The sequence below is a fragment of the Virgibacillus sp. CM-4 genome (assembly GCF_000445495.1).
Classification (GTDB): Bacteria; Bacillota; Bacilli; order Bacillales; family Amphibacillaceae; genus Virgibacillus; species Virgibacillus salexigens.
Map to the genome: position 1 here is coordinate 1170632 of NZ_AUQA01000002.1, position 19776 is coordinate 1190407.

The 19776-nt window shown below is 37.1% G+C and carries 21 protein-coding genes; 12 read left to right on the top strand and 9 right to left on the bottom strand.

Going from position 1 to position 19776, the window contains the following annotated elements:
* Positions 1-183: 183 nt before the first annotated feature.
* Positions 184-951, top strand: coding sequence for an ABC transporter ATP-binding protein (locus M948_RS28980; RefSeq protein ID WP_021289937.1), 768 nt, complete (start codon positions 184-186; stop codon positions 949-951).
* A gap of 15 nt (positions 952-966) precedes the next feature.
* Complete coding sequence (locus M948_RS28985; protein ID WP_021289938.1) at positions 967-2823, top strand: ABC transporter permease; 1857 nt, start codon at positions 967-969, stop codon at positions 2821-2823.
* 235 nt (positions 2824-3058) lie between these two features.
* Here the strand turns inward: M948_RS28985 and M948_RS28990 are convergent, their stop codons facing one another.
* From M948_RS28990 to M948_RS29000, 3 genes are all read right to left on the bottom strand, one after another.
* The gene (locus tag M948_RS28990; RefSeq protein WP_021289939.1) at positions 3059-4261 is read right to left on the bottom strand and encodes an MFS transporter; all 1203 of its coding nucleotides are present in this window, start codon (positions 4259-4261) and stop codon (positions 3059-3061) included.
* 211 nt (positions 4262-4472) lie between these two features.
* Positions 4473-5240, bottom strand: coding sequence for an HAD-IIB family hydrolase (locus tag M948_RS28995; RefSeq protein ID WP_021289940.1), 768 nt, complete (start codon positions 5238-5240; stop codon positions 4473-4475).
* A gap of 11 nt (positions 5241-5251) precedes the next feature.
* Complete coding sequence (locus M948_RS29000; protein ID WP_021289941.1) at positions 5252-6106, bottom strand: MurR/RpiR family transcriptional regulator; 855 nt, start codon at positions 6104-6106, stop codon at positions 5252-5254.
* A gap of 138 nt (positions 6107-6244) precedes the next feature.
* Between M948_RS29000 and gnd the strand changes: the two genes are divergently transcribed.
* Both gnd and gntK read left to right on the top strand, forming a co-directional pair.
* Positions 6245-7141 (top strand): phosphogluconate dehydrogenase (NAD(+)-dependent, decarboxylating), encoded by an 897-nt coding sequence (gene gnd / locus M948_RS29005; RefSeq protein ID WP_021289942.1) that lies wholly within the window; start codon positions 6245-6247, stop codon positions 7139-7141.
* A 427-nt stretch (positions 7142-7568) separates the two neighbouring features.
* A complete protein-coding gene (gene gntK, locus M948_RS29010; protein ID WP_021289943.1) occupies positions 7569-9119 on the top strand; it encodes a gluconokinase in 1551 nt (516 codons plus the stop codon).
* Positions 9120-9261: 142 nt separating this feature from the next.
* Here gntK and M948_RS29015 read toward each other — a convergent pair whose 3' ends face one another.
* Together M948_RS29015 and M948_RS29020 are read right to left on the bottom strand one after the other, a co-directional pair.
* Entirely contained in the window at positions 9262-10008 is a 747-nt protein-coding gene (locus tag M948_RS29015) for a sulfite exporter TauE/SafE family protein (protein WP_051170025.1), read from the bottom strand.
* 89 nt (positions 10009-10097) lie between these two features.
* Positions 10098-10712, bottom strand: coding sequence for a superoxide dismutase family protein (locus M948_RS29020; protein ID WP_021289945.1), 615 nt, complete (start codon positions 10710-10712; stop codon positions 10098-10100).
* Between the two features lie 156 nt (positions 10713-10868).
* Between M948_RS29020 and M948_RS29025 the strand changes: the two genes are divergently transcribed.
* Positions 10869-11246, top strand: a complete 378-nt coding sequence (locus M948_RS29025) for a PH domain-containing protein (RefSeq protein ID WP_021289946.1) — start codon at positions 10869-10871, stop codon at positions 11244-11246.
* A gap of 221 nt (positions 11247-11467) precedes the next feature.
* On the opposite strand, the gene M948_RS29030 is transcribed toward M948_RS29025, so the two are convergent.
* A complete protein-coding gene (locus M948_RS29030; RefSeq protein ID WP_021289947.1) occupies positions 11468-11791 on the bottom strand; it encodes a nucleoside triphosphate pyrophosphohydrolase in 324 nt (107 codons plus the stop codon).
* Positions 11792-11920: 129 nt separating this feature from the next.
* On the bottom strand, positions 11921-12424 hold the full coding sequence (locus tag M948_RS29035; RefSeq protein ID WP_021289948.1) for a DoxX family protein: 504 nt from the start codon (positions 12422-12424) through the stop codon (positions 11921-11923).
* A gap of 238 nt (positions 12425-12662) precedes the next feature.
* Here M948_RS29035 and M948_RS29040 point away from each other — a divergent pair, with 238 nt between their 5' ends.
* From M948_RS29040 to M948_RS29060, 5 genes are read left to right on the top strand one after another with little or no spacing between them, the layout of a single operon-like run.
* Positions 12663-13391 (top strand): hypothetical protein, encoded by a 729-nt coding sequence (locus M948_RS29040; RefSeq protein ID WP_021289949.1) that lies wholly within the window; start codon positions 12663-12665, stop codon positions 13389-13391.
* Between the two features lie 20 nt (positions 13392-13411).
* Positions 13412-13807 (top strand): GntR family transcriptional regulator, encoded by a 396-nt coding sequence (locus tag M948_RS29045; RefSeq protein WP_021289950.1) that lies wholly within the window; start codon positions 13412-13414, stop codon positions 13805-13807.
* Between the two features lie 5 nt (positions 13808-13812).
* Positions 13813-14664 carry an ATP-binding cassette domain-containing protein gene (locus tag M948_RS29050; RefSeq protein WP_021289951.1) on the top strand — a complete coding sequence of 284 codons (852 nt, stop codon included), beginning with the start codon at positions 13813-13815 and terminating at the stop codon, positions 14662-14664.
* A gap of 13 nt (positions 14665-14677) precedes the next feature.
* Entirely contained in the window at positions 14678-15610 is a 933-nt protein-coding gene (locus M948_RS29055) for an ABC transporter ATP-binding protein (RefSeq protein ID WP_021289952.1), read from the top strand.
* The gene (locus M948_RS29060) at positions 15603-16832 is read left to right on the top strand and encodes an ABC transporter permease (protein WP_021289953.1); all 1230 of its coding nucleotides are present in this window, start codon (positions 15603-15605) and stop codon (positions 16830-16832) included. Before M948_RS29055 ends, M948_RS29060 begins: the two co-directional genes overlap by 8 nt.
* A gap of 45 nt (positions 16833-16877) precedes the next feature.
* On the opposite strand, the gene M948_RS43170 is transcribed toward M948_RS29060, so the two are convergent.
* Together M948_RS43170 and M948_RS29065 are read right to left on the bottom strand one after the other, a co-directional pair.
* Complete coding sequence (locus M948_RS43170) at positions 16878-17015, bottom strand: hypothetical protein (RefSeq protein WP_021289954.1); 138 nt, start codon at positions 17013-17015, stop codon at positions 16878-16880.
* A gap of 18 nt (positions 17016-17033) precedes the next feature.
* Positions 17034-17333, bottom strand: coding sequence for a DUF4306 domain-containing protein (locus tag M948_RS29065; protein WP_021289955.1), 300 nt, complete (start codon positions 17331-17333; stop codon positions 17034-17036).
* A gap of 447 nt (positions 17334-17780) precedes the next feature.
* Between M948_RS29065 and M948_RS29070 the strand changes: the two genes are divergently transcribed.
* Positions 17781-18323, top strand: coding sequence for a flavodoxin family protein (locus M948_RS29070; protein ID WP_021289956.1), 543 nt, complete (start codon positions 17781-17783; stop codon positions 18321-18323).
* 316 nt (positions 18324-18639) lie between these two features.
* Positions 18640-19761: an N-acetylmuramoyl-L-alanine amidase gene (locus M948_RS29075; RefSeq protein ID WP_021289957.1), complete on the top strand. Its 1122-nt coding sequence runs from the start codon at positions 18640-18642 to the stop codon at positions 19759-19761.
* The last annotated feature ends 15 nt before the right edge of the window (positions 19762-19776 follow it).

A 19776-nucleotide genomic window follows, 5' to 3' on the forward strand; every position in this document is an offset into this window, starting at 1 on the left:
ATTCTTATTTCTATTGTATACGAGTTTTTCCTGTTTTTAAACTGTAGATACTTGTAGAGCACAAGCTGTCTGAACGAGTTTTCAAATACTTACAAATCTGTAAGCTTGCTGAAAGGAAAATCCATACCTACCTTCTCTCATTAACGATAAACTATCGATAGAAAATAAGATGGAGGTAGGATAATGAATCAACCAGTATTACATGTAAGTCATTTAGATAAAGTGTATGGAAAGAAAAACGAGAACCAATACCATGCTTTAAAAGATGTTAATTTTGATATTCAGAGCGGAGAGTTTGTCGGAATTATGGGACCTTCTGGTGCAGGGAAAACGACATTATTAAATGTTATCTCCACGTTAGATCAATCTACTAGTGGTACGATTGAAATTGCCGGCACCAATATAACTGCGATGAAGCAAAATCAATTAGCAGATTTTCGTTCGGAACAGTTAGGGTTTATCTTCCAAGATTTTAATCTTTTAGAAAATCTGACCGTCTACGAAAATATAGCGCTTCCTTTGTCCTTAAAAGGAGTTCCTTCAAAAGACATTAAGCCAAATGTATTAAAAGTAGCCAGCAAACTTGGTATTCAAGAAATCATCGATAAATACCCAGTAACCATATCTGGTGGTCAAAAACAGCGAGTGGCTGCAGCTCGAGCACTTGTGCATGAACCAGCAATGGTTCTAGCTGATGAACCAACTGGGGCATTAGATTCAAAAAACGCCAAAAGCTTAATGGAAACCTTGGTACACTTAAATGAAAACCATCATACGTCCATAATGCTTGTAACGCATGATCCGTTGAGTGCAAGTTATTGCCAGCGAATTTTGTTTATTCAAGATGGTCAATTATATAAGGAAATTCATCGAGATACAACAAGAAATAGCTTCCATCAAGAAATACTTGATGTACTTGCTGAATTTGCAACTCCGAATGAATTGGATTAGAAAGTAGGTGATAAGATGTTAGTAAAATTGACTATTTCTAGTATGCGAAAGATGTTTAAAGATTATTTAGTATTATTATTTGGACTTACGATATCCATTGCGATTTTCTATATGTTTCAGACACTTGCACAGAATAAAGCCTTTATCGAATCGAATGCAATGATTAGTTCGGTTGTGTTTATCTTTCATGTAGGGTCGGTGATCTTAGGGTTTATCACGATATTCTATATTTTCTACGCAACTTCTTTTATTCAAACATTGAGACAAAAAGAAATGGCTATGTATATGACCTTAGGTGCAAAAAAAGGAAAAATTACGCAATTAATGTTTTTTGAAACATTTTTTATTGGTGTTATTTCCCTTGTTGTAGGAATTTTCCTAGGCATTGGATTGGCCGTTGGAATTGCTGAATTGTTTATGTGGCAATTAGATTTTCAAGGGGAGGGATTTAAAGCAATCTATCCTTCTTCTATTCTTACAACAGTTATTTTCTATATTGTATTATTCTTGCTTACCTCACTTGTCAATGCATGGCAAATTGGTAGAAAAAATGTATTAGATTTATTAAAAGCTGAACAAAAACAAGATATTGTAAAAACAAACGGTATCAAGACGTTCATCGGTGCACTCTTAGCCATCATTCTAATCGGAATCGGCTACTACGCCATGACGGAAATAGAAAAACTGCAACAATTTGGGGTGATCCTGGCAACCGTTACGATTATACCCGGCACCTATTTTATATTCATTTCTCTTCTGCCGTACGTTGTGAAAAAGCTAAAGCAAAACCGTCGCTTAAATGAAACAGGAATAAATTCATTTACGCTTGGTCAATTACGTTTCCGAATGCTTCATTTAACCCAGGTGCTTGGTACAGTAGCAATGTTAATTGCTCTTGGATTAGGTGCAATGACTGCCGGGATTTCCTTTTACCATAATATTGAAACCCAATCCTCCATGTACCATGCAAATGATGTAGTTATTCATCAGCCTACGGAGGAAGATTTGCAGACTCTAAAAGAAATGACGATAACCGAACAACACGCTTATTCGTATAAAATAAATGACAATGGCATCTATTATTTAAAACAAGATTTAGTGGAAAATGCCCCAGAAGTAAAAGCATATGATGCAGAATTTGAATTACCTAAAACCAAACGAGTGAATGAACCATTGCCTGCAGCTCGTTATTCCTTAAATGGGGAAGAAGGAACAGAAGAATTACCAGAAAATTGGTGGACAGCAATTTCGACAGAGCTTAATACCAGTTATAATATGTTTGGGTCTCTGCCAGTATATGTATTAAATGCAGAAGAATACCAAAAAGTTGAAGCCGATGAGCAATCCGTTATCTTAGTGCAAGTGGATGACTTTATGAATTATTTGTCGCAATTTGAAACCATTAATGACAACCAGACGGAACTAGCCGAAACCTATTTAAGAAAACCCGTTGAAAACAATGGGGGTAAATACGGCAATTATTTGGCTTTTAAAGGCATTGCAAGTGGTACTATCTTTATGGGACTTTTCTTAGGTGTAGCTTTCTTAATGATGATGGCAAGTGTATTGATGTTTAAATTACTTTCAAGCGCTGGCGCCGACGTTCATCGTTATCATATGTTACGGAAAATCGGTGTGCGAAGATCATTATTAAAACGATCCATTTACCGTGAGCTATTCTTATTGTTCCTGTTCCCTGCATTAGTAGGTTTAGTACATGTTATTGTCGGCATGCAAATGTTCTCTTTCATCATTATCGAACCGTATACAAAAATTTGGATACCCATCAGCATCTTTTTTGTCATCTATGGAATATATTACTTGATTACCGTTCATCTATATAAACGAATTGTACTACCAAAAGAAGTGTAATCCAGTAGACCAAGTAAAACCTTTGGTAATAAATGGCGCTGTCAAGATTTGTTTTTCAAGATCTTTGTTAATAACACTGCTCATGCTCTCTGAGCTTTCAAAAAAGCTGCCTAGTAAACCGTTGTTACCTGACAGCCCAAGAGTCTCTTCCTCGTCTAGCTGGGATAGCCAATTAGATGGAGGAGGAGTCTTTTTATTCTGCTTTAATAGGAAAGAACAATCGCCACAAGTCGTATTAAATATTATGTGATTGTTTGGATCTACGGATCGCCATAAATAATAAATATAAATATAAGAGAACTGATAATAATACGGAACCACCAGCAGTTAGATAAATAACAGCATAGTTGAATACTGAAGCTATCTGCCCAAAGATGATTGCACCTAAACCAACACCTAAATCAAAAAACGAGAAAAAGGTGGCATTTGCCATCCCTTTTCGATTTCCTGGTGCTTTCTCAACTGCCCAAGCTTGCAGAGCTGGTTGTACTGATCCAAAACCAAGCCCATACATACCTGCAGCTATCAGCATTACGAACGTATTTGGCAGCCATGCAAGTAATAACATCGCTCCAAAGATGAATACCGTTCCAGGGAGAAAGACATAAATATGGCCTTTCTGATCATAAATCTTCCCTGCAAATGTACGAGAAATCATGAGAAAAACAGCATAGACTAGAAAATAAGATTCAATACCGGCAATACTTTTCTCAGCTGCGTGTAATGGCAAAAAAGTTGCAATGCCACCAAAAGTAAATGTAATAAAAAATAAGAGCAGTGCTGGTTGTATAGCAGTCTTCTCAAAGATATCAAATTTCATTGTCACGGTTTTATCTTTTGACTCCTCTACTTGCTTATACCGGATGCGGCTAGAAAGGATAAATGCAACCAATCCCCCAGAAGCGCAAATTAGGAATAGCTGCGGGAAGGTAATTACATCAACCAATGTTAATCCAAGGGAAGGTCCGAATGCTAAAGCTATATTTCCAGATAACCCAAAATAGCCCATTCCTTCTCCACGACGCTTTTCCGGAATGATATCTGTGGCAATTGTCCCTGTTGCTGTTGTCGAAAATCCCCAACCAATTCCTTGTAAAATACGGATTAACAATAAAAATACAATACTTGTTACAAAAGCAAAAGAACCAACTGAAATTACAAATACAGCAAGACCGAACATATAAACAAAACGTCTTCCTTTTGACTCCAGTGCATGACCAGCATAAGGCCGCATCAGGAGTGCAGAAAACGTAAAAATCCCTACGATAATTCCCACAAGTTGGTCACTTCCGCCCAACTCTTTCACAAACAAAGGCAGGGTGGGCAATGTCATTTGGAAACCAAGGAAAATGAAGAAATTTGCTAAACAGATCAAGACGAAATCGCGTGTCCAAATCTTTTCAGGTTGTTTCTTCGTAACAGCTTGTGGTGCATCCATGATATCCCTCCTTTTTCTTCGATACCCGAAATATATTATACAGAAAAGGAAAGAGAAAGCAATGATAAGATATTACTAAAATCATCCAAACTCCTTTTATCTCGATCTCCTTTTTTAATTGTTTTTCTCCCACCCTCTTCATTTTTAAAACAACAAAAAAGCTTATAGAAAATCATCTACAAGCTAGGATTCTTGAACTGTAGCTACACACCTAAACGACAACATGTTGTTCAGCAAGTTCATTCAGTTTCTGAACAATCTTTTGTTCAATAGAGGAACAAAATGGTATGGTTTCTTTTGCAAAAGGTGCCAATTGGTGATGATGGCCAATCATAATTGAATGGCTGGCATGTTGAAACATAGTGACGTCATTAGCATCATTACCAAATGCGACATACGCTTGTTCCTTTATTTCTAATTGTTGGAGACCACTCCATTTATCTACTCCTTTTGGACTTATATCTAATACCCGCTCCCCTTCATGTCTATGTATAACTACATCTAATTTTTTTAATTGCCTCTCTACATCATTCATGTTGGATGATTCCAGTAATACTACTTTGATAACCGTCTCTATCTCCATCTTAGGAAGGTTACGTGCTAATCCGTTTGGGTCCACCTTCCCTCTGATTGGATGATCAATTGCCCCTGTATAGGAATAATTCCACAAACCATCTATTAAATATTGGCTTGAGAAATGTTCAATAATTTCTTCGATACGTTGAAATGTATTTCTATCAAAGCAGGCTGTCGATGTGACTTTTCCATTATCTTGAACGATCGCACCATTTCCACCTATCAGTTGATGGTGATGAAAACGACTAGGAAGTACTGGGAGTAAATCTCTTATTGGTCTTGCAGATGCAAAGATTAATTCATGCCCTTTCCTTTCTAATTGCTCTAAACCTTGAATAATAGGTTCTGATATATACTCTCCGTTAAAACAGATTGTTCCATCTAAATCAAATACAAACTTCACTATAATCCCCCCTATAACCGTTTTAACGATATAGCTTTTCGCATATCTTGCAAAGCCAATTTTGCGTCTTCTCCCTTAGCAATCATGACGTTCGTATAAAGAACATCAATCAAGCTTAATTCCGCAATTCTAGATGACAGTGCTTCCGACCGGAATTCTGTTTCTTCTGCTGCTGTATACAGTAAGATGTCCGCTTCCTTGGTTAGTGGAGATTTAGCAAAATTAGTAATTGCAATGGTGGTTACTTGCTTCTCTTTTAAAACATGTAATAAATCCATCATATCCTTGGTAGAACCAGAATGTGAAATTAATACAGCAACATCTGCACTACTCAGTTGAGATGCTGACATTAGTTGCATATGTGCATCGAAATTTGAGTTTACATGAATGCCACTTCGAATGAATTTATGATAAGCATCCAACGAAACGATGGCCGATCCACCGATTCCAAAAAACTCTACCTTATTTGCTTGAACCAGTGTCTGTACAGCTCTATCCATCGCATGTACATCTATGATTTGCAGTGTGTCTTCTAATGTTTTTATATTGGAACGAAATACTTTTTCCCCAACCGTTGCAATGTTATCTCCATCGCTTATCTTTTCGTGAATATCTTTCATCGGCGTAACTATCTCTGCAGCCAATGCTATTTTTAAGGCTTGATAACCCTTAAAACCAATCCGCTGACAAAATCGAAACACGGTAGATTCTGCAACTTCGAGGTCTTCTGCCACCTGATTAATCGTATGGTGAATGATATCTTGGGGATGTTGCAAAATATAATCAGCGATTCTTTTTTCTTTATCACTAAATTTACCATAATGACTGCGGATCCTCGCCAACCCATGCTGTTTTTTCTTATCCATCTAGGAGTACTCCTTCTTCTCAATCTATCTGGTATCTATTATATACGAAAAAAATTTCTTTTAAAATAATTGATTACGGAAAAATTTTTGATATAATGAATCCGTTACACACTAAAATGTACATCATGAGGTGAAAATATGGAAATCGGTATCATTGGACTTGGAAAAATGGGGTTAAACTTAGCCCTTAACTTATTAGATCATCATCACCATGTCTTTGGATATGATGCGAACCCGGAAAGTGCTACAGCAATTTCCCATAAAAACTTTCAGCAGCACCATTCTGTTCGGGACATGATCCAAGATATGGAAACACCCCGTACCATTTGGCTAATGGTGCCTGCTGGCGATATTACAGAGAGAGTAATTGCGGAGATTACACCATTATTAGATAAAGGAGATACCATTATCGATGGTGGTAATTCTAACTACAAAGATACAGTGAAACGTCATCAACAACTATCTGAAAAAGGCATTTATCTATTCGATTGTGGTACAAGCGGCGGAACTGATGGAGCCCGTAACGGTGTATGTATTATGATCGGCGGTGATGCTGATAAATTTAAAGAGATTGAACCGTTATTTAGCGATATCGCTGTTGAAAACGGCTATCTTTATACGGGAAAATCAGGAAGCGGTCACTTTTTAAAGATGGTTCACAATGGTATGGAATACGGCATGATGCAATCTATTGCTGAAGGATTTGATATTCTTCATAAAAGTGATTTTGATTATGATTATGAAAAAGTTGCTAAAGTATTCAACCATGGTTCTGTCATCCGTTCATGGCTTATGGAATTAATGGAAAATGCCTTTTCAAAAGATGCTAACCTGGATGAAATTCGTGGTATCATGCATTCATCTGGAGAAGGGAAATGGACAGTAGAAACAGCACTAGACTATCAAGTTGCTGCACCTGTTATCGCATTATCCCTTATGATGCGCTACCGTTCATTAGAAGATGATACGTTCACCGGCAAAGTCGTCGCTGCACTCAGAAATGAGTTTGGCGGACATGCTGTAGTTAAAAGTTAATATAAATAGAAATAATTGGACTGGACATTACGATAGCTGCAAACTTAAAAGACGATATATAGGATTAAACGCCTGATCTATCGTAAATAAAAGAAATCGTTGTTGACATCTCGAAATGTCCACCCCGTGCTTAATCACATTAGCCTTGGCATACCCGTGCGTGAAAAACAAATTTTAAACAGTAATCGGGTCTATGAGGGTCTGAATTTTATAAGATACTGGTTTAAATTCGAGCATTGTTTTACTTATGCTAATACCGAATCCCTATTTGTAAGCGTTTTGTAAAATAGGATGGATGGCTACGAGTAGAATATCGTGATTGGTCATTAATACAATAAAACTATTCCATTTGTTAAAACCAATCGTAATAAACATAAAGAGGGAACATATTGTTCCTTTTCTTTTAGAGGTAGAAGGAGGAACAGCAATGAGTCAGGCAACTTATTATCTTGGTGTAGATATTGGCACGACAAGTACGAAAGCCGTACTTTTCAATAAACAAGGGGAAGTTATTACCAATCATACAATTAATTACCCATTACACACACCCAATCCTTTAGTTGCGGAACAAGATCCAGACGAAATATTTAATGCTGTCTCTACGTGCATTCGCGAAACAGTCAGAAATAGTGAAATCAATCCTGGACATCTCCAATTTGTCTCCTTTAGTTCTGCTATGCATAGCTTTATCGCAGTAGACAAAGAAGGCAAACTCTTAACGAATAGCATTACTTGGGCTGACACCAGAAGTGCGACACATGCTGAACAGATTAAGCAAAGTGAATACGGCCATCTTATTTATCGCCGTACAGGGACACCGATACACCCAATGTCCCCACTATCTAAATTAGTATGGCTAAAAGATGAGAAACCCGAACTATTTAATCAAGCTGCAAAGTTTATCTCAATTAAAGAATATGTTTTTTATCGTTTATTTGGGAAATACGTCGTTGATCATTCCATTGCATCTGCCACTGGACTATTGAATCTAGAGAAGTTAGATTGGGATACAGAAGCTTTAGAAGTTGCAGGAATTACTTCAAAACAATTGTCCACCCTTGTACCAACTACAGAAGCATTTAGCGGGTTAGACGAAGAGTTAAGCAATTATATGGGAATTCATAGCACAACTAAATTCATCATTGGTGCTAGTGACGGCGTGCTTTCTAATCTCGGAGTGAACGCTATTGAACCTGGCGTAATTGCGGTAACAATTGGTACAAGCGGTGCTATCCGTACCGTATCTGACAAACCACGCACGGATCCTAAAGGCAGGATCTTTTGTTATGCCTTAACGGAAGATCATTGGGTTATTGGTGGACCAGTTAATAATGGAGGGATGATTTTACGTTGGCTCCGCGATGAGTTTGCAGCAGCGGAAGTAGAAACTGCGAAACGTCTAGGTATTGATCCTTATGATGTGTTAACTAAAATTGCATCCGGTGTAAATCCAGGTTCTGATGGTTTAATTTTCCATCCATATATGACTGGTGAACGCGCACCATTATGGAATGCGAATGCAAGAGCTTCTTTCTTCGGTTTAAGTATTCATCATGAAAAGCAGCATATGATCCGTGCTGTCTTAGAAGGTGTTATCTATAACTTATACACCGTATTGCTTGCGTTAGAAGAACTAACCGGGGAACCGAAACGAATTCAAGCGACTGGTGGGTTTGCTCGTTCAGAAATGTGGCGACAACTTATGGCAGATATTTTTGATAAACCAGTCGTTGTACCAGAGAGTTATGAAAGCTCTTGTCTTGGTGCAGTAGTTCTTGGAATGTATGGTACAGGGGAAATTAGTGATTTCCGTATTGTTTCAGAGATGATCGGCCACACACATACACATCATCCAAATGACGATACAACGACGATCTACCGTGAGTTATTACCTATCTTTATAAGGTTGTCTCGGATTCTAGATGATGAATACAAAAGCATTGCTGATTTTCAACGTAAGTATTTAAGCGATAAATAATAAATTAAAACGAGACCGGTGATTGTGACCAGGTCTCGTTTTTCAATATAATTGATATTAGGACCTGTTTCAGGTAAGAGTTCAAGCTCGTTAAATAGAGTAAAAACCTAACTAAAAAGGGATGGGGTAAAAGGTTTATTACCTATAATTGCTCAATTAACAAATAGATACCGGTGAATAGTAATAGCACATAGGTTAGCTTTTGAAATAAGGCTTGGTTTATTCGCTTAAATAAAAGCTGACCTAATAGTAAACCAATAGCAACTAATGGAAGTGCAGATATACTTGATAACCATATTAATTTCGAAGTACCAGCAGCAACGACCTGGATGGCTAGGCTAACAAAGTAGATAAATAAGTAAAAAGCCAATGTTGTTGCGCGAAGCTTCTCTTTTTTTGTGTGTGTTCCTGAAAAATATAATAGAATTGGCGGTCCAGGCATTCCAATACTTGTCGTAAACGCACCAGAAAAACCACCTGCTATATAGTCACGTTGCTCCGTTTGGTTCATTTTAAAGCGGAGTAGTAATAATGCCGTTAACAATAAAATAATAATACTAATGATTATCTTAAGAACATTCACTTCCATATACAAAAATACGGCAAGACCAAGTGGCAGACCTAGAACACTTCCCCACGCAAACCTTCTCACAATGCCAACATCAACATCTTTTTTGATGTTATTTATTAAAGCAAAAGAAATGACGAGCGAAATAATTAAATTGATTTGAATCGCTTCTCTCGGTTCAAAAATTAATAGCAATAGCGGAGTTGCAATAATTGAAAAACCAAAACCAGTACTTGTTTGTAAAATAGATGCAGCTAATATAATTATGGAGAAGAGTAAAATTGATGCCAAAGGTCCCACCTGCTTTATTATAATATACATTATATATGCATTATTGTATCAGAGATACGGTGCAGATGTCCTTTAACAAAACAAATCCGAGTCATATTGACACGGATTTGTTTTGAGTCCTATTCTTCTATAACTCCACAGGCAACACGGTCTCCCGCATCACCAGATGGTTGTGATTGATAGTCATCTTCACCAGCATGAATAACTAATGCCGTACCACCATCTTTATAAAGGGAGTTGTCTTTTCCTTTTTCTAACGTGACCATCTCTGCAGTTGCTTCTGTATTGACAGTACCATCTTCTGCCACTTCTATATTAGGGAGATCTCCAGCATGGGGGCCTTCCGGATCGTCTTTACCATGATTCGTGTTGGTTGGATTAAAGTGCCCACCTGCTGATTTGAAATCAGGTGCTTCACACGAACCTGCCTCATGAATATGGAAACCGTGCATGCCTGGAGAGAGATTTTCTCCTTCTAGATGGATATTGACGCCATTTTCACCTTCAGTTAACGTCGCTGTCCCAACTACTTTGTTATCTGCATCCTTCAACGAAACAAGTACTTCTTCTTCTTTTGTAGCATTATCTGGATCGCCTGTTGTATCTCCATTCGTTTCTTCCTCACTTGTATTATTATCTGTTGCACTATCCTGTTGTTCATCATTCGTTGACCCACAAGCTGCTAACACCAATACAAGGACTCCAATAATTAGATAAAGGTACCAACGCTTCATACCTTAAACGCTCCCTTCGACGATGTTTATAAACATCATTCACGTTTACATAGGAGGTTAAACATAAATGAGACAGATTGCTTCCAAAGCCCTATTCCATTTTCGGGTTTCTTTACTAGATTAATTGGGTACATCTTAATTAGGAGGGATTTATATATGGGAATATTTGATAGCATGATGGGGAATGCCTCAGAACTTGATACGGCAAAAGCAGAACAGGAAGTAGCAGAACTATTAGCAACGTCTGAACAAGTAGAACATGCCTATAAGCTTATTCGAGATATGATGATTTTTACCAATAAGCGACTGATTCTGTTAGATAAACAAGGTGTGACCGGAAAGAAGATGGAATACCATTCACTTCCATATAAGAGCATTACCCATTTTTCCGTAGAAACAGCCGGGACTTTTGATCTAGAGGCAGAATTAAAAATTTGGATATCAGGCAATGCTGAGCCGATTCAGAAAACATTTAATAAACAATTGAACATTTATAAGGTGCAATCGGTGTTAGCTAATTATGTATGCGGTTAATGAATGTGATTAAACGATGACAGTTTGATCGTTTCCCTTTTTGAGGATACGACCGACTCAGCCGATGATGTAACTATTTTACCTGCTTCACCATTTTAATCGGATAAAAATAGCAAAGTACCCGAATCTGATTGTAAGGATTTGGGTTTAATTTTGGAGTTTATTTAGCAGTACTCTCTACTGTATGCATTGCTTTTACAATAACTGCATATCTAATCCATTTATTCTTTAACATCAATGAGATAAATTTTATCTTCAAAGGCGCCTCGTTCTTCTGCTTTTGCCTTGCGGATATTATCCAGCTCTTCAAAAGATGCTCCATGTACTTGTGAAAGAGCTCGAATCAATTCAAGGATATCAGCCAGTTCTTCAAGCGATTGTTCATCTTCCGTTGTGTTTAAGTATTCTTCCAGTTCTTCTGCTATTTTTTCACGTAATTGGTGAGCAAAGGCTTCATCTGACAGGGTGATTGTGTTTGCTTCTTTTCCAGTTATCGCTATTATAGCAGGCATTTTATCACGAATTAACTTTCGATAGGTTGGCATAGGCTCCTCCTCTTTCCACTAATTAATCATTATATACTTCTTCATGGTAACGTATTTGTACTCTTTTTACGAACAAAAAACAGCCAAGATATCGCTTAGAAGTCTTGGCTGGAATAGTAATCTCCAAACTCACGCTAATTTCATGGTATGTTTCCTTTTTGTTGTTTTGCGTTTTAGAAATGGAATTATCCATCTGTCGAGACCATATCTACCGGCATTGTAGCCAGCAATTAATAAGAAGATGGTTAATAGAACCATTTGCGCATTAGTACTTACTGTACCACTAAAAAGAAAGGCAAAGTTCATCGTTATTCCCATTAGAGCTGCAAAATTAGTAAAGATACCTAAAATCAGTGCAATCCCTACAAGTAGTTCACCCCACATCACAAGAACCGTAAATAAATCTGCATTTGGTAAGGCTACTTTTTCAAGAAATAAAGGCCACCAACCTTGGACAGCGGGGTGATCACCTCCGGCACTAGCAATTGCACCTTGTAAGAAACCGGTGGCATCAAATTGACCACCCGTTAATTTTCCATACCCCGCTGTAAGCCACTCGTAACCAATATACAAACGAATAAAAACTAAAATACCTGCTGCTACATAATGTTTGCGAATGAAATTCATCAACATCTTCTACCAACTCCTTCAAATTTGAATGCTCAACATTTCACAAGTTAGTATAACTCTCTTACACTTTTAGTTTACAACAGAAATATAAAACATCTACAGATATGTGCACTATTTCACAATTAATCCATAAATTTTCGTCTAATTCATGAAATATAAGAAAGCGTCTTGACATTTACACCCATTCACTTATACTGTGTATATAGATATACACAGTATAACAGTAGGAGGAGGTTTAATCATGAAGGATTGGAAGGAAGCGTATCAACTGGCAAAGCTCGAATTAAGTCAGTCTTGGCAGGGTTTTGTTTTTACCTTTTGTTTTTACATGTTCGTGCTGTCTTATCTTGCCGTTTCATTGGAATCTTACTTAGAAAACGATTTTATGGGCTATGATTTCTTTTTTCTTCTTCTATTTTCGATAGCGGGCATGTGGATGAAGCCAAAACAGTTTCAAGTGCAAAAACAAACGGAGGGTTTTTTAGCAGCTCCAATACTCTTAATGCAATTACAATTGCCAATAAGACAGGAAATTCTTATAAAAAGTCGATTTATCATTTATTTCTTTTACTCTTTTCCTTGGCAAATTATTTTATTGGGAGTGTATTATTTCATCACTCCAATCCAAGACGTGTTATCTTTAGTCTCTTATATCGCATTTTGTCTCATTTGGTTGTCTGCCAATGTTTATATTGGCACTGTTTTTCCCATAAGTGATGCAGGTGAAAAAGGATTTACTACTACAAAACTAGGCACAGCTTTAACTGTAGTGATAAGCTTATTCGCAGTATTTCTTCTATTTTTGATAATCTATGCGCTCTCGGATCATGGTGTTGTCTATTGGACAATTGTATTCGCAGAAAAATGGCCGTTAGTATCTTCCATTATATCTATTATTATTGCATATTTCGCCTTGCAAGCACACCAAATTTATATGAAAAAAGTAATCAACAAAGTGGATTATGTATAGGTTAGAGAGGAGGTATAATCATGGAACTACCGATACGTCTTTCTAAATCATCTCGAGAACCTATCTATCATCAGATAGAAAATCAGTTGAAGGCATTAATTGCTGGTGGTCAACTACCTGAGGGAACACCTTTGCCATCTATACGAGCACTATCTAAAGATCTTGAAACAAGTGCGATTACCATTCGACGAGCTTATCAAGACCTAGAATATCAAGGATTTATCCAAACAACACAAGGTAAAGGTACGTTTGTAGCCCAAGTTGAGGATTCGATGAAACAGCAAGTAAAGGTCTCAGAGGTGTATCAAACAATTGAAAATGCTGTAGAAACTGCACTGAGCTATGATTATACCATTGAACAAATTAAAGAAATCTTTACAGAAGTCATTGACTCGCATAGAAAAGGAGGTTCTTAAACACAATGAAACCCATCATGGAATTCACAAATATTGAAAAACGACTCGATTCGCTCCATATTGGACCAATTAACTTATCGGTTGAACCTGGAACAATCACTACAATAGTTGGTACAAACGGAGCTGGCAAAAGTACTTTATTGAAGCTTATGATGCATCTTGTAAAACCTGACCAAGGGAATATCAAGTTATTGAATTCATTTGTTCATGGTCCGGATGAGAACTGGAAAAAAAATATAAGCTACCAGCCACAAACTGCTGTAGGATGGAATGCATTTACAGGAAAGTCACTGAGGGATTTTATTGCGCCTTTGTATCCGAACTGGGATGAAGTGTTATTTAAACGAATAGTAGAAGCTTTCAATATTCCACTAAATAAAAGTTTTGTAGCATTATCACAGGGTATTCAGCAAAAGTTAAAACTCGCCCTAACTTTACCCAGAAATACATCCTTACTCCTATTGGATGAACCGACTGCTTATATGGATATTCCTGCTAAAGAACAACTGATGAATTTTATCGTAGAGTGGATGGAGCATGGCCACCGCGCGATCGTGATGGCAAGTCACCAATCTGCAGATATAATGAAACTTTCTGATTATCTCGTCGTATTAAAACAAGGAAAACTAATAGATATCTTTGAAAAAGAGACATTAATCGATACGCACAAGCAATATTGGTTTAATGAAGCCCTTCCAGTTGAGAAAGTACCAGGGGAGTTGTTTCGGAAAGCAACGCAGCTGATTTCTAATAACCCAGAACGAACAGAAGCCTATCTCCATCAACATGGTATCGCTTGGACAGCTTTAGAATCATTAAACCTAGAAGAAATTATTACTTTAATATTAACCAAGTAAAGGGGAGGATTTTATGGGGACCGTTCTAACAGTAAAGGATTTAGGCAAGGCATTTAAGGAACGGAAAATTATTTCTAATATCTCTTTCGAAGTCAATCAAGGAGAGATTATGGCAATACTCGGCCCAAATGGGGCTGGGAAATCAACCACAATTCGTAATATCATGGGGATCATGTATCCAGACGAAGGTACAATTACATTTCACCATCGTCAAGGAGAGACAATACCTAGGAATAAAATTGGGTATTTGCCTGAGGAAAGAGGGCTATATAAAAACGTGAATGTAATGGATATCCTCTTGTATTTAGCTGAATTAAAAGATTACCCTTTAGACAGAGCAAAACAAAGGGCGTTAACGTATTTAAAGAAATTCGACCTGGAAGGGAAAGAAAAAGTAAATGTTGAAGAACTTTCAAAGGGAATGGGGCAAAAAGTCCAATTTATTGCTTCCATCATCCATGAACCAGAGCTGTTAATACTCGATGAACCATTTTCCGGACTAGACCCTGTAAGTCAAGAATTATTCAAACAAGAGATCTATCAATTAGCCAAAAATGGCACATCTATCCTTTTATCTTCCCATCAAATGAACCTAGTTGAAGAAATGGCAGATCGACTATTTATGATTCATCGTGGCCAAAAAGTGATATATGGAAAAATGGAAGATGTTAAAACAGAATATGCCAACTTTAAATGTACCATTAGGGGCTTTAATAATAAGGCAGCCCTAGAGCAGCTGCCAGATATCAACCGTTTGGAGCAAGAAGGAGATCAAAGTATTCTCTATCTCAATAAAGATGTACATCCAGCTAAATGGTTACAACAACTACCAGCTGATCTGCAGATTCAAGAACTGACCATAGATCGGGTCTCCCTTCATGAAATCTTTATTGATATTGCCACAGATCGCAATTTATTACAGGAAGAAGGTGACGTATATGCATAATACGAAGAAAGTTGCCAAATGGGAAATAAAACGGAATTTAAAAAATAAAACGTTTATTATTGGAATGTTCTTAACCCCTATTCTTATCGTTGGATTTATGCTATTAGGAGATTTATTTGGAGGGTCAGATGATGATAACCAAGAGACAACAAACGTATTCATTAATGATCAACTAGCCATCTTTTCAGAATTAAAACAAACCGTTGAATCGGCGAATATACCTTGGGATTTACAACAAACTGACTTGACAGAGGAAGAAGTGAGCAATGCCTTAGCGGATACAGAAGATACTGCTTATTTATTTTTAAATGAACAGAATTTAAATCAAGGAGTAGTCCCAGCATATACTTCAGAAGATATCGCCCCCTACTTTATGGATCAAGTACAAGTAGTTACTGGGCCACTTCAAGCTTTGCAAATACAAGAATTAGGTTTAACTGAAGACGAAAAAAATACACTTACACAAGGAATTCAAATTAAAGAAATTACAACAGAAGAACTACAAGCACAGAATCAAACAACAAGTGAAACAAATCCAATGGAACGAATTGTACCTGGGGCATTTGCTGGTTTTATCATGTTATCCATTGTATTTACAGGAATGGCAATCTTTCAAAGTGCATCACAGGAAAAGAAAGATAAAATTGCTGAAATTATTTTATCTTCCGTAACCCCAGCTGATTTAATGCAAGGTAAGATTCTTGGATATTTCGTGTTAGGTCTTTTGCAAGCTGTCCTATCTATATCCATTGTATTACCAGTGGTTGCATGGAAATTCGATCTCACGATTCTTGAATATTTACTCGTCCCTGAACTATTCTTGTATATAGGGATCGCTATCTTAGGTTACTTACTTTTTGCTTCTATATTTGTAGGTGTAGGAGCAACGATGGCAGATGTTTCAACAGCTGGAAACTTTCAAGGTATGGTCATGATGCTACCATTTTTACCATTCATTTTTATCGGACCAGTTTTGTCTGATCCTAATGGCTTAATGGCACAGATTGGAACCTATATCCCGTTTACCTCACCTGGAGTATTGTTATTACGACTTACAAACTTAGAGCAATGGCCATGGATGGAGATCGGTATTTCTCTCATCATTTTACTGCTTAGCGTGTGGTTCTTTATGAAACTAGCTGGGAAAATTTTCAAAATAGGAATCTTGATGTATGGTAAAAATGCTACTCCAGCAGAAATTTGGAAATGGATTAGAGCATAATGAACAGGAAAACGCGGAGAGATATGATACTTCCTCCGCGTTCCTTTAATACCATGATTTCAAGATTAAAATCACAAATCTTCCTATAAACTTCACTGCTGAAACGAATAAATTAGCTGCTTCAATAATAAATCCTTCTAACCAATCCCTGTCTGTTTTCTCTTGCTTCCGCTTTATAAACACTCCCCCTTATTTTGATTATTATATGTCTTTTTTTGCCTTTTGCTTCCTTTTCCTCTTTCTTAAATAATAAATACTGATACTAATTACAAGGAATAAAGATACAATGAATGTATAACTTGGAACAGGTCGAACGTTAAATGCATATATCCATTGATCAAGCAGATAAATGTCGTTCCGATCGGTAACAGATTGTGGTGTAAAAACCACGAATTCCTTCCAATTCTCTTTCAGCATTAGATAAGATCCAATCCAAGAAGTCAAAAAGAAAGTGTAAATCATGATCAATACTAGAATCAAAAAGGGAATTATTTTTTTCATAAGTCATACTCCTAGGACGCTATTTTCACGAAAAGGCTTGATTAATACAACCATCATGCCTGGGAACTTTCGTACCCATATTATTATGCCATACCAACTGTACCTCTCTCTAGTAGGAAGACAAATTGTATGAAAGGATACGAGGCAAGAGTGAGTGTATCTGAAGTACTCTTCAGACCGTCATTCCAGTTAATGAAGACAATTGCAAAATACACCGCTTAATTATTATAAAAATCATAACTTGTAAAGTCATATCGAACACACTATTTCCCCGGAAATAATCTTGTAGATCGTTTATTACTAATCCCTTTATATTTAATAAGATTCTTGTCTTACTTCTAAATCCCCTGCAAAAGAATACAATTTAAGAAAGAAATCTTTCCATATTCTCTATGGATTACAGGCCATGTAATTCATTCTAGTACATGTCACGAGGGAGGAAGAAACATGAAGATTGCCGTATTTCATGGATCCACTAGGTTCAATGGAAATACCGAATACTTAGCCCATCATGTCGTACCAAAAGAAAAAGGATCACATATTTATCTTCGCGATTACAACGTACAACCAATCGTTGATAAACGTCATTCTAAAGAAGGATTTCCTCATGTAGAAGACGATCATACTCAACTTATTGATCAAGTACTTGAGCATGACATTCTTGTATTCGCCACACCAATTTACTGGTACGGAATGTCAGGACCAATGAAAACATTTATTGATCGTTGGTCGCAAATTCTAAGAGACCCTGATTATACGCATTTTCGCGGCGCCTTAGAGGGAAAGAAAGTTTACCTTGTACTTGTCGGAGGGGATCATCCGCATGTAAAAGGGCTGCCACTTGTCCAGCAATTTAATTATATTTGCCAATTTTTTAAAATGTCCTTGGAAGGATATGTAATTGGGCAGGCTAGAAAACCTGGGGATATGGCTGAGAACAAACATGCACTTGAGGAAGCCTCTCGATTAATTAAAGAGGACTACCACTAAAATGTAAAAAAACCAACTGCAAAAATAGCAGTTGGTTTTTTAGTACGTTTTTTAACTAACAGATAAGTTTCTTTAAATTACTAAAGTTAAACGCAATGAAATCCGATATTAGAAGAGGTTAGCAATAAAGCAAAAAGGGTATGTTAATCGCTTGTCTTTATATTTTTTTGCTTATGCTGTATATCTATCAATCTTCCTGGACCATTTTTTTATTCTAGTACTTCTGATTGATTTTTAAGTTTTATAGTTTACTTGTAGAAAATCTTGGTAAATACTGTTTATTAAATACAGTTATTTTTAAGGAGGCAAGCTTACATTGAAATTTATCTATACTATTATTACGAGTATCGCGTTATTACTTGCTTCTACGTTCTTTTTTCCAAGCGAAGGTTATGCAGCCAATGGCGATGTATATCAAGTAGGAGGTATGGTTCTAAACGTTCGGAGTGATGCATCGACTGAAGCACCAGTTGTCGGGAAACTTCAAGCAGGTGACCAAGTAGTCGAATTCCAAGAAAAATATGGATGGATCCAAACCTACTATGACGGAAAAGAAGCTTGGGTTGCAAAACATCATTTGCGAAAGATTGGGCAGATGAAAAGGGTACAAGCTAATGAAGAAAACGTAACTGTAAAAGCAAATAGCACCAACATTCGATCAGGTCCAGGAACGAGTTATCCAGCTATTGGTTCGTCATCATCAGGAGATACATATCGTTTACAAAAAACAGAAGGCGACTGGCATCAAATCGTTCTTGCTAATGGGGAATATGGATGGGTGGCATCTTGGTTAACCGACACAAAGGGGGAACCAATCCCGGCTTCTAACGAGTCAGCAGCTACGGTTCAAGCACCAGAGCAGCAAGCATCCAGCACATCCTCAGATTTAACCTCACTTGATGGGTATAATATTATGCTTGACCCAGGTCATGGCGGAAGGGACTCTGGAGCTGTAGGAATTAATGGTGTACAAGAAAAGATGGTAACACTGGCTACAGCTCATGAGGTTGCTGAACACATACGTGATGCTGGGGCAAATGTAATCATGACAAGAACAAATGACAACTATATTTCTTTGGAAGAACGTGTGGAGATGAGTGACGATTACTTTACCCATGCATTTGTTAGCATTCACTATAATGCATTCCCAGATCCAAGTGCAAATGGAATGAATACCTTTTACTATTCACAGACTACGGATCAACAATTGGCTGAAAATGTCCATGGCTCCCTCGCATCTAAAGTTGATTTACAAGATCGCGGAATCCTTCGCGAAGGGTTCCGAGTGATACGAACGAATAATGCACCTTCGATTCTATTAGAATTAGGTTTTATTACAAATGCGAATGATCTAGCAATCATTCAAACAGATACATTTAAACAACAGGTTGGAGAAGCGATTACTACTGGATTACAGAACTATTTCCAAGCTAAATAACATAAAAGAAAATAA

Bases quoted from the DNA above. Each gene is read 5' to 3' on its own strand.
- M948_RS29070 (WP_021289956.1), top strand. From the start codon at position 17,781: ATGAAGATTGCCGTATTTCATGGATCCACTAGGTTCAATGGAAATACC.
- M948_RS29030 (WP_021289947.1), bottom strand. From the start codon at position 11,791: ATGCCAACCTATCGAAAGTTAATTCGTGATAAAATGCCTGCTATAATA.
- gntK (WP_021289943.1), top strand. From the start codon at position 7,569: ATGAGTCAGGCAACTTATTATCTTGGTGTAGATATTGGCACGACAAGT.
- M948_RS28985 (WP_021289938.1), top strand. From the start codon at position 967: ATGTTAGTAAAATTGACTATTTCTAGTATGCGAAAGATGTTTAAAGAT.
- M948_RS28980 (WP_021289937.1), top strand. From the start codon at position 184: ATGAATCAACCAGTATTACATGTAAGTCATTTAGATAAAGTGTATGGA.
- M948_RS29050 (WP_021289951.1), top strand. From the start codon at position 13,813: ATGAAACCCATCATGGAATTCACAAATATTGAAAAACGACTCGATTCG.
- gnd (WP_021289942.1), top strand. From the start codon at position 6,245: ATGGAAATCGGTATCATTGGACTTGGAAAAATGGGGTTAAACTTAGCC.
- M948_RS29065 (WP_021289955.1), bottom strand. From the start codon at position 17,333: ATGAAAAAAATAATTCCCTTTTTGATTCTAGTATTGATCATGATTTAC.
- M948_RS29040 (WP_021289949.1), top strand. From the start codon at position 12,663: ATGAAGGATTGGAAGGAAGCGTATCAACTGGCAAAGCTCGAATTAAGT.
- M948_RS28990 (WP_021289939.1), bottom strand. From the start codon at position 4,261: ATGGATGCACCACAAGCTGTTACGAAGAAACAACCTGAAAAGATTTGG.
- M948_RS29035 (WP_021289948.1), bottom strand. From the start codon at position 12,424: ATGTTGATGAATTTCATTCGCAAACATTATGTAGCAGCAGGTATTTTA.
- M948_RS29025 (WP_021289946.1), top strand. From the start codon at position 10,869: ATGGGAATATTTGATAGCATGATGGGGAATGCCTCAGAACTTGATACG.
- M948_RS29045 (WP_021289950.1), top strand. From the start codon at position 13,412: ATGGAACTACCGATACGTCTTTCTAAATCATCTCGAGAACCTATCTAT.
- M948_RS29000 (WP_021289941.1), bottom strand. From the start codon at position 6,106: ATGGATAAGAAAAAACAGCATGGGTTGGCGAGGATCCGCAGTCATTAT.
- M948_RS29055 (WP_021289952.1), top strand. From the start codon at position 14,678: ATGGGGACCGTTCTAACAGTAAAGGATTTAGGCAAGGCATTTAAGGAA.
- M948_RS29060 (WP_021289953.1), top strand. From the start codon at position 15,603: ATGCATAATACGAAGAAAGTTGCCAAATGGGAAATAAAACGGAATTTA.
- M948_RS29020 (WP_021289945.1), bottom strand. From the start codon at position 10,712: ATGAAGCGTTGGTACCTTTATCTAATTATTGGAGTCCTTGTATTGGTG.
- M948_RS29015 (WP_051170025.1), bottom strand. From the start codon at position 10,008: ATGTATATTATAATAAAGCAGGTGGGACCTTTGGCATCAATTTTACTC.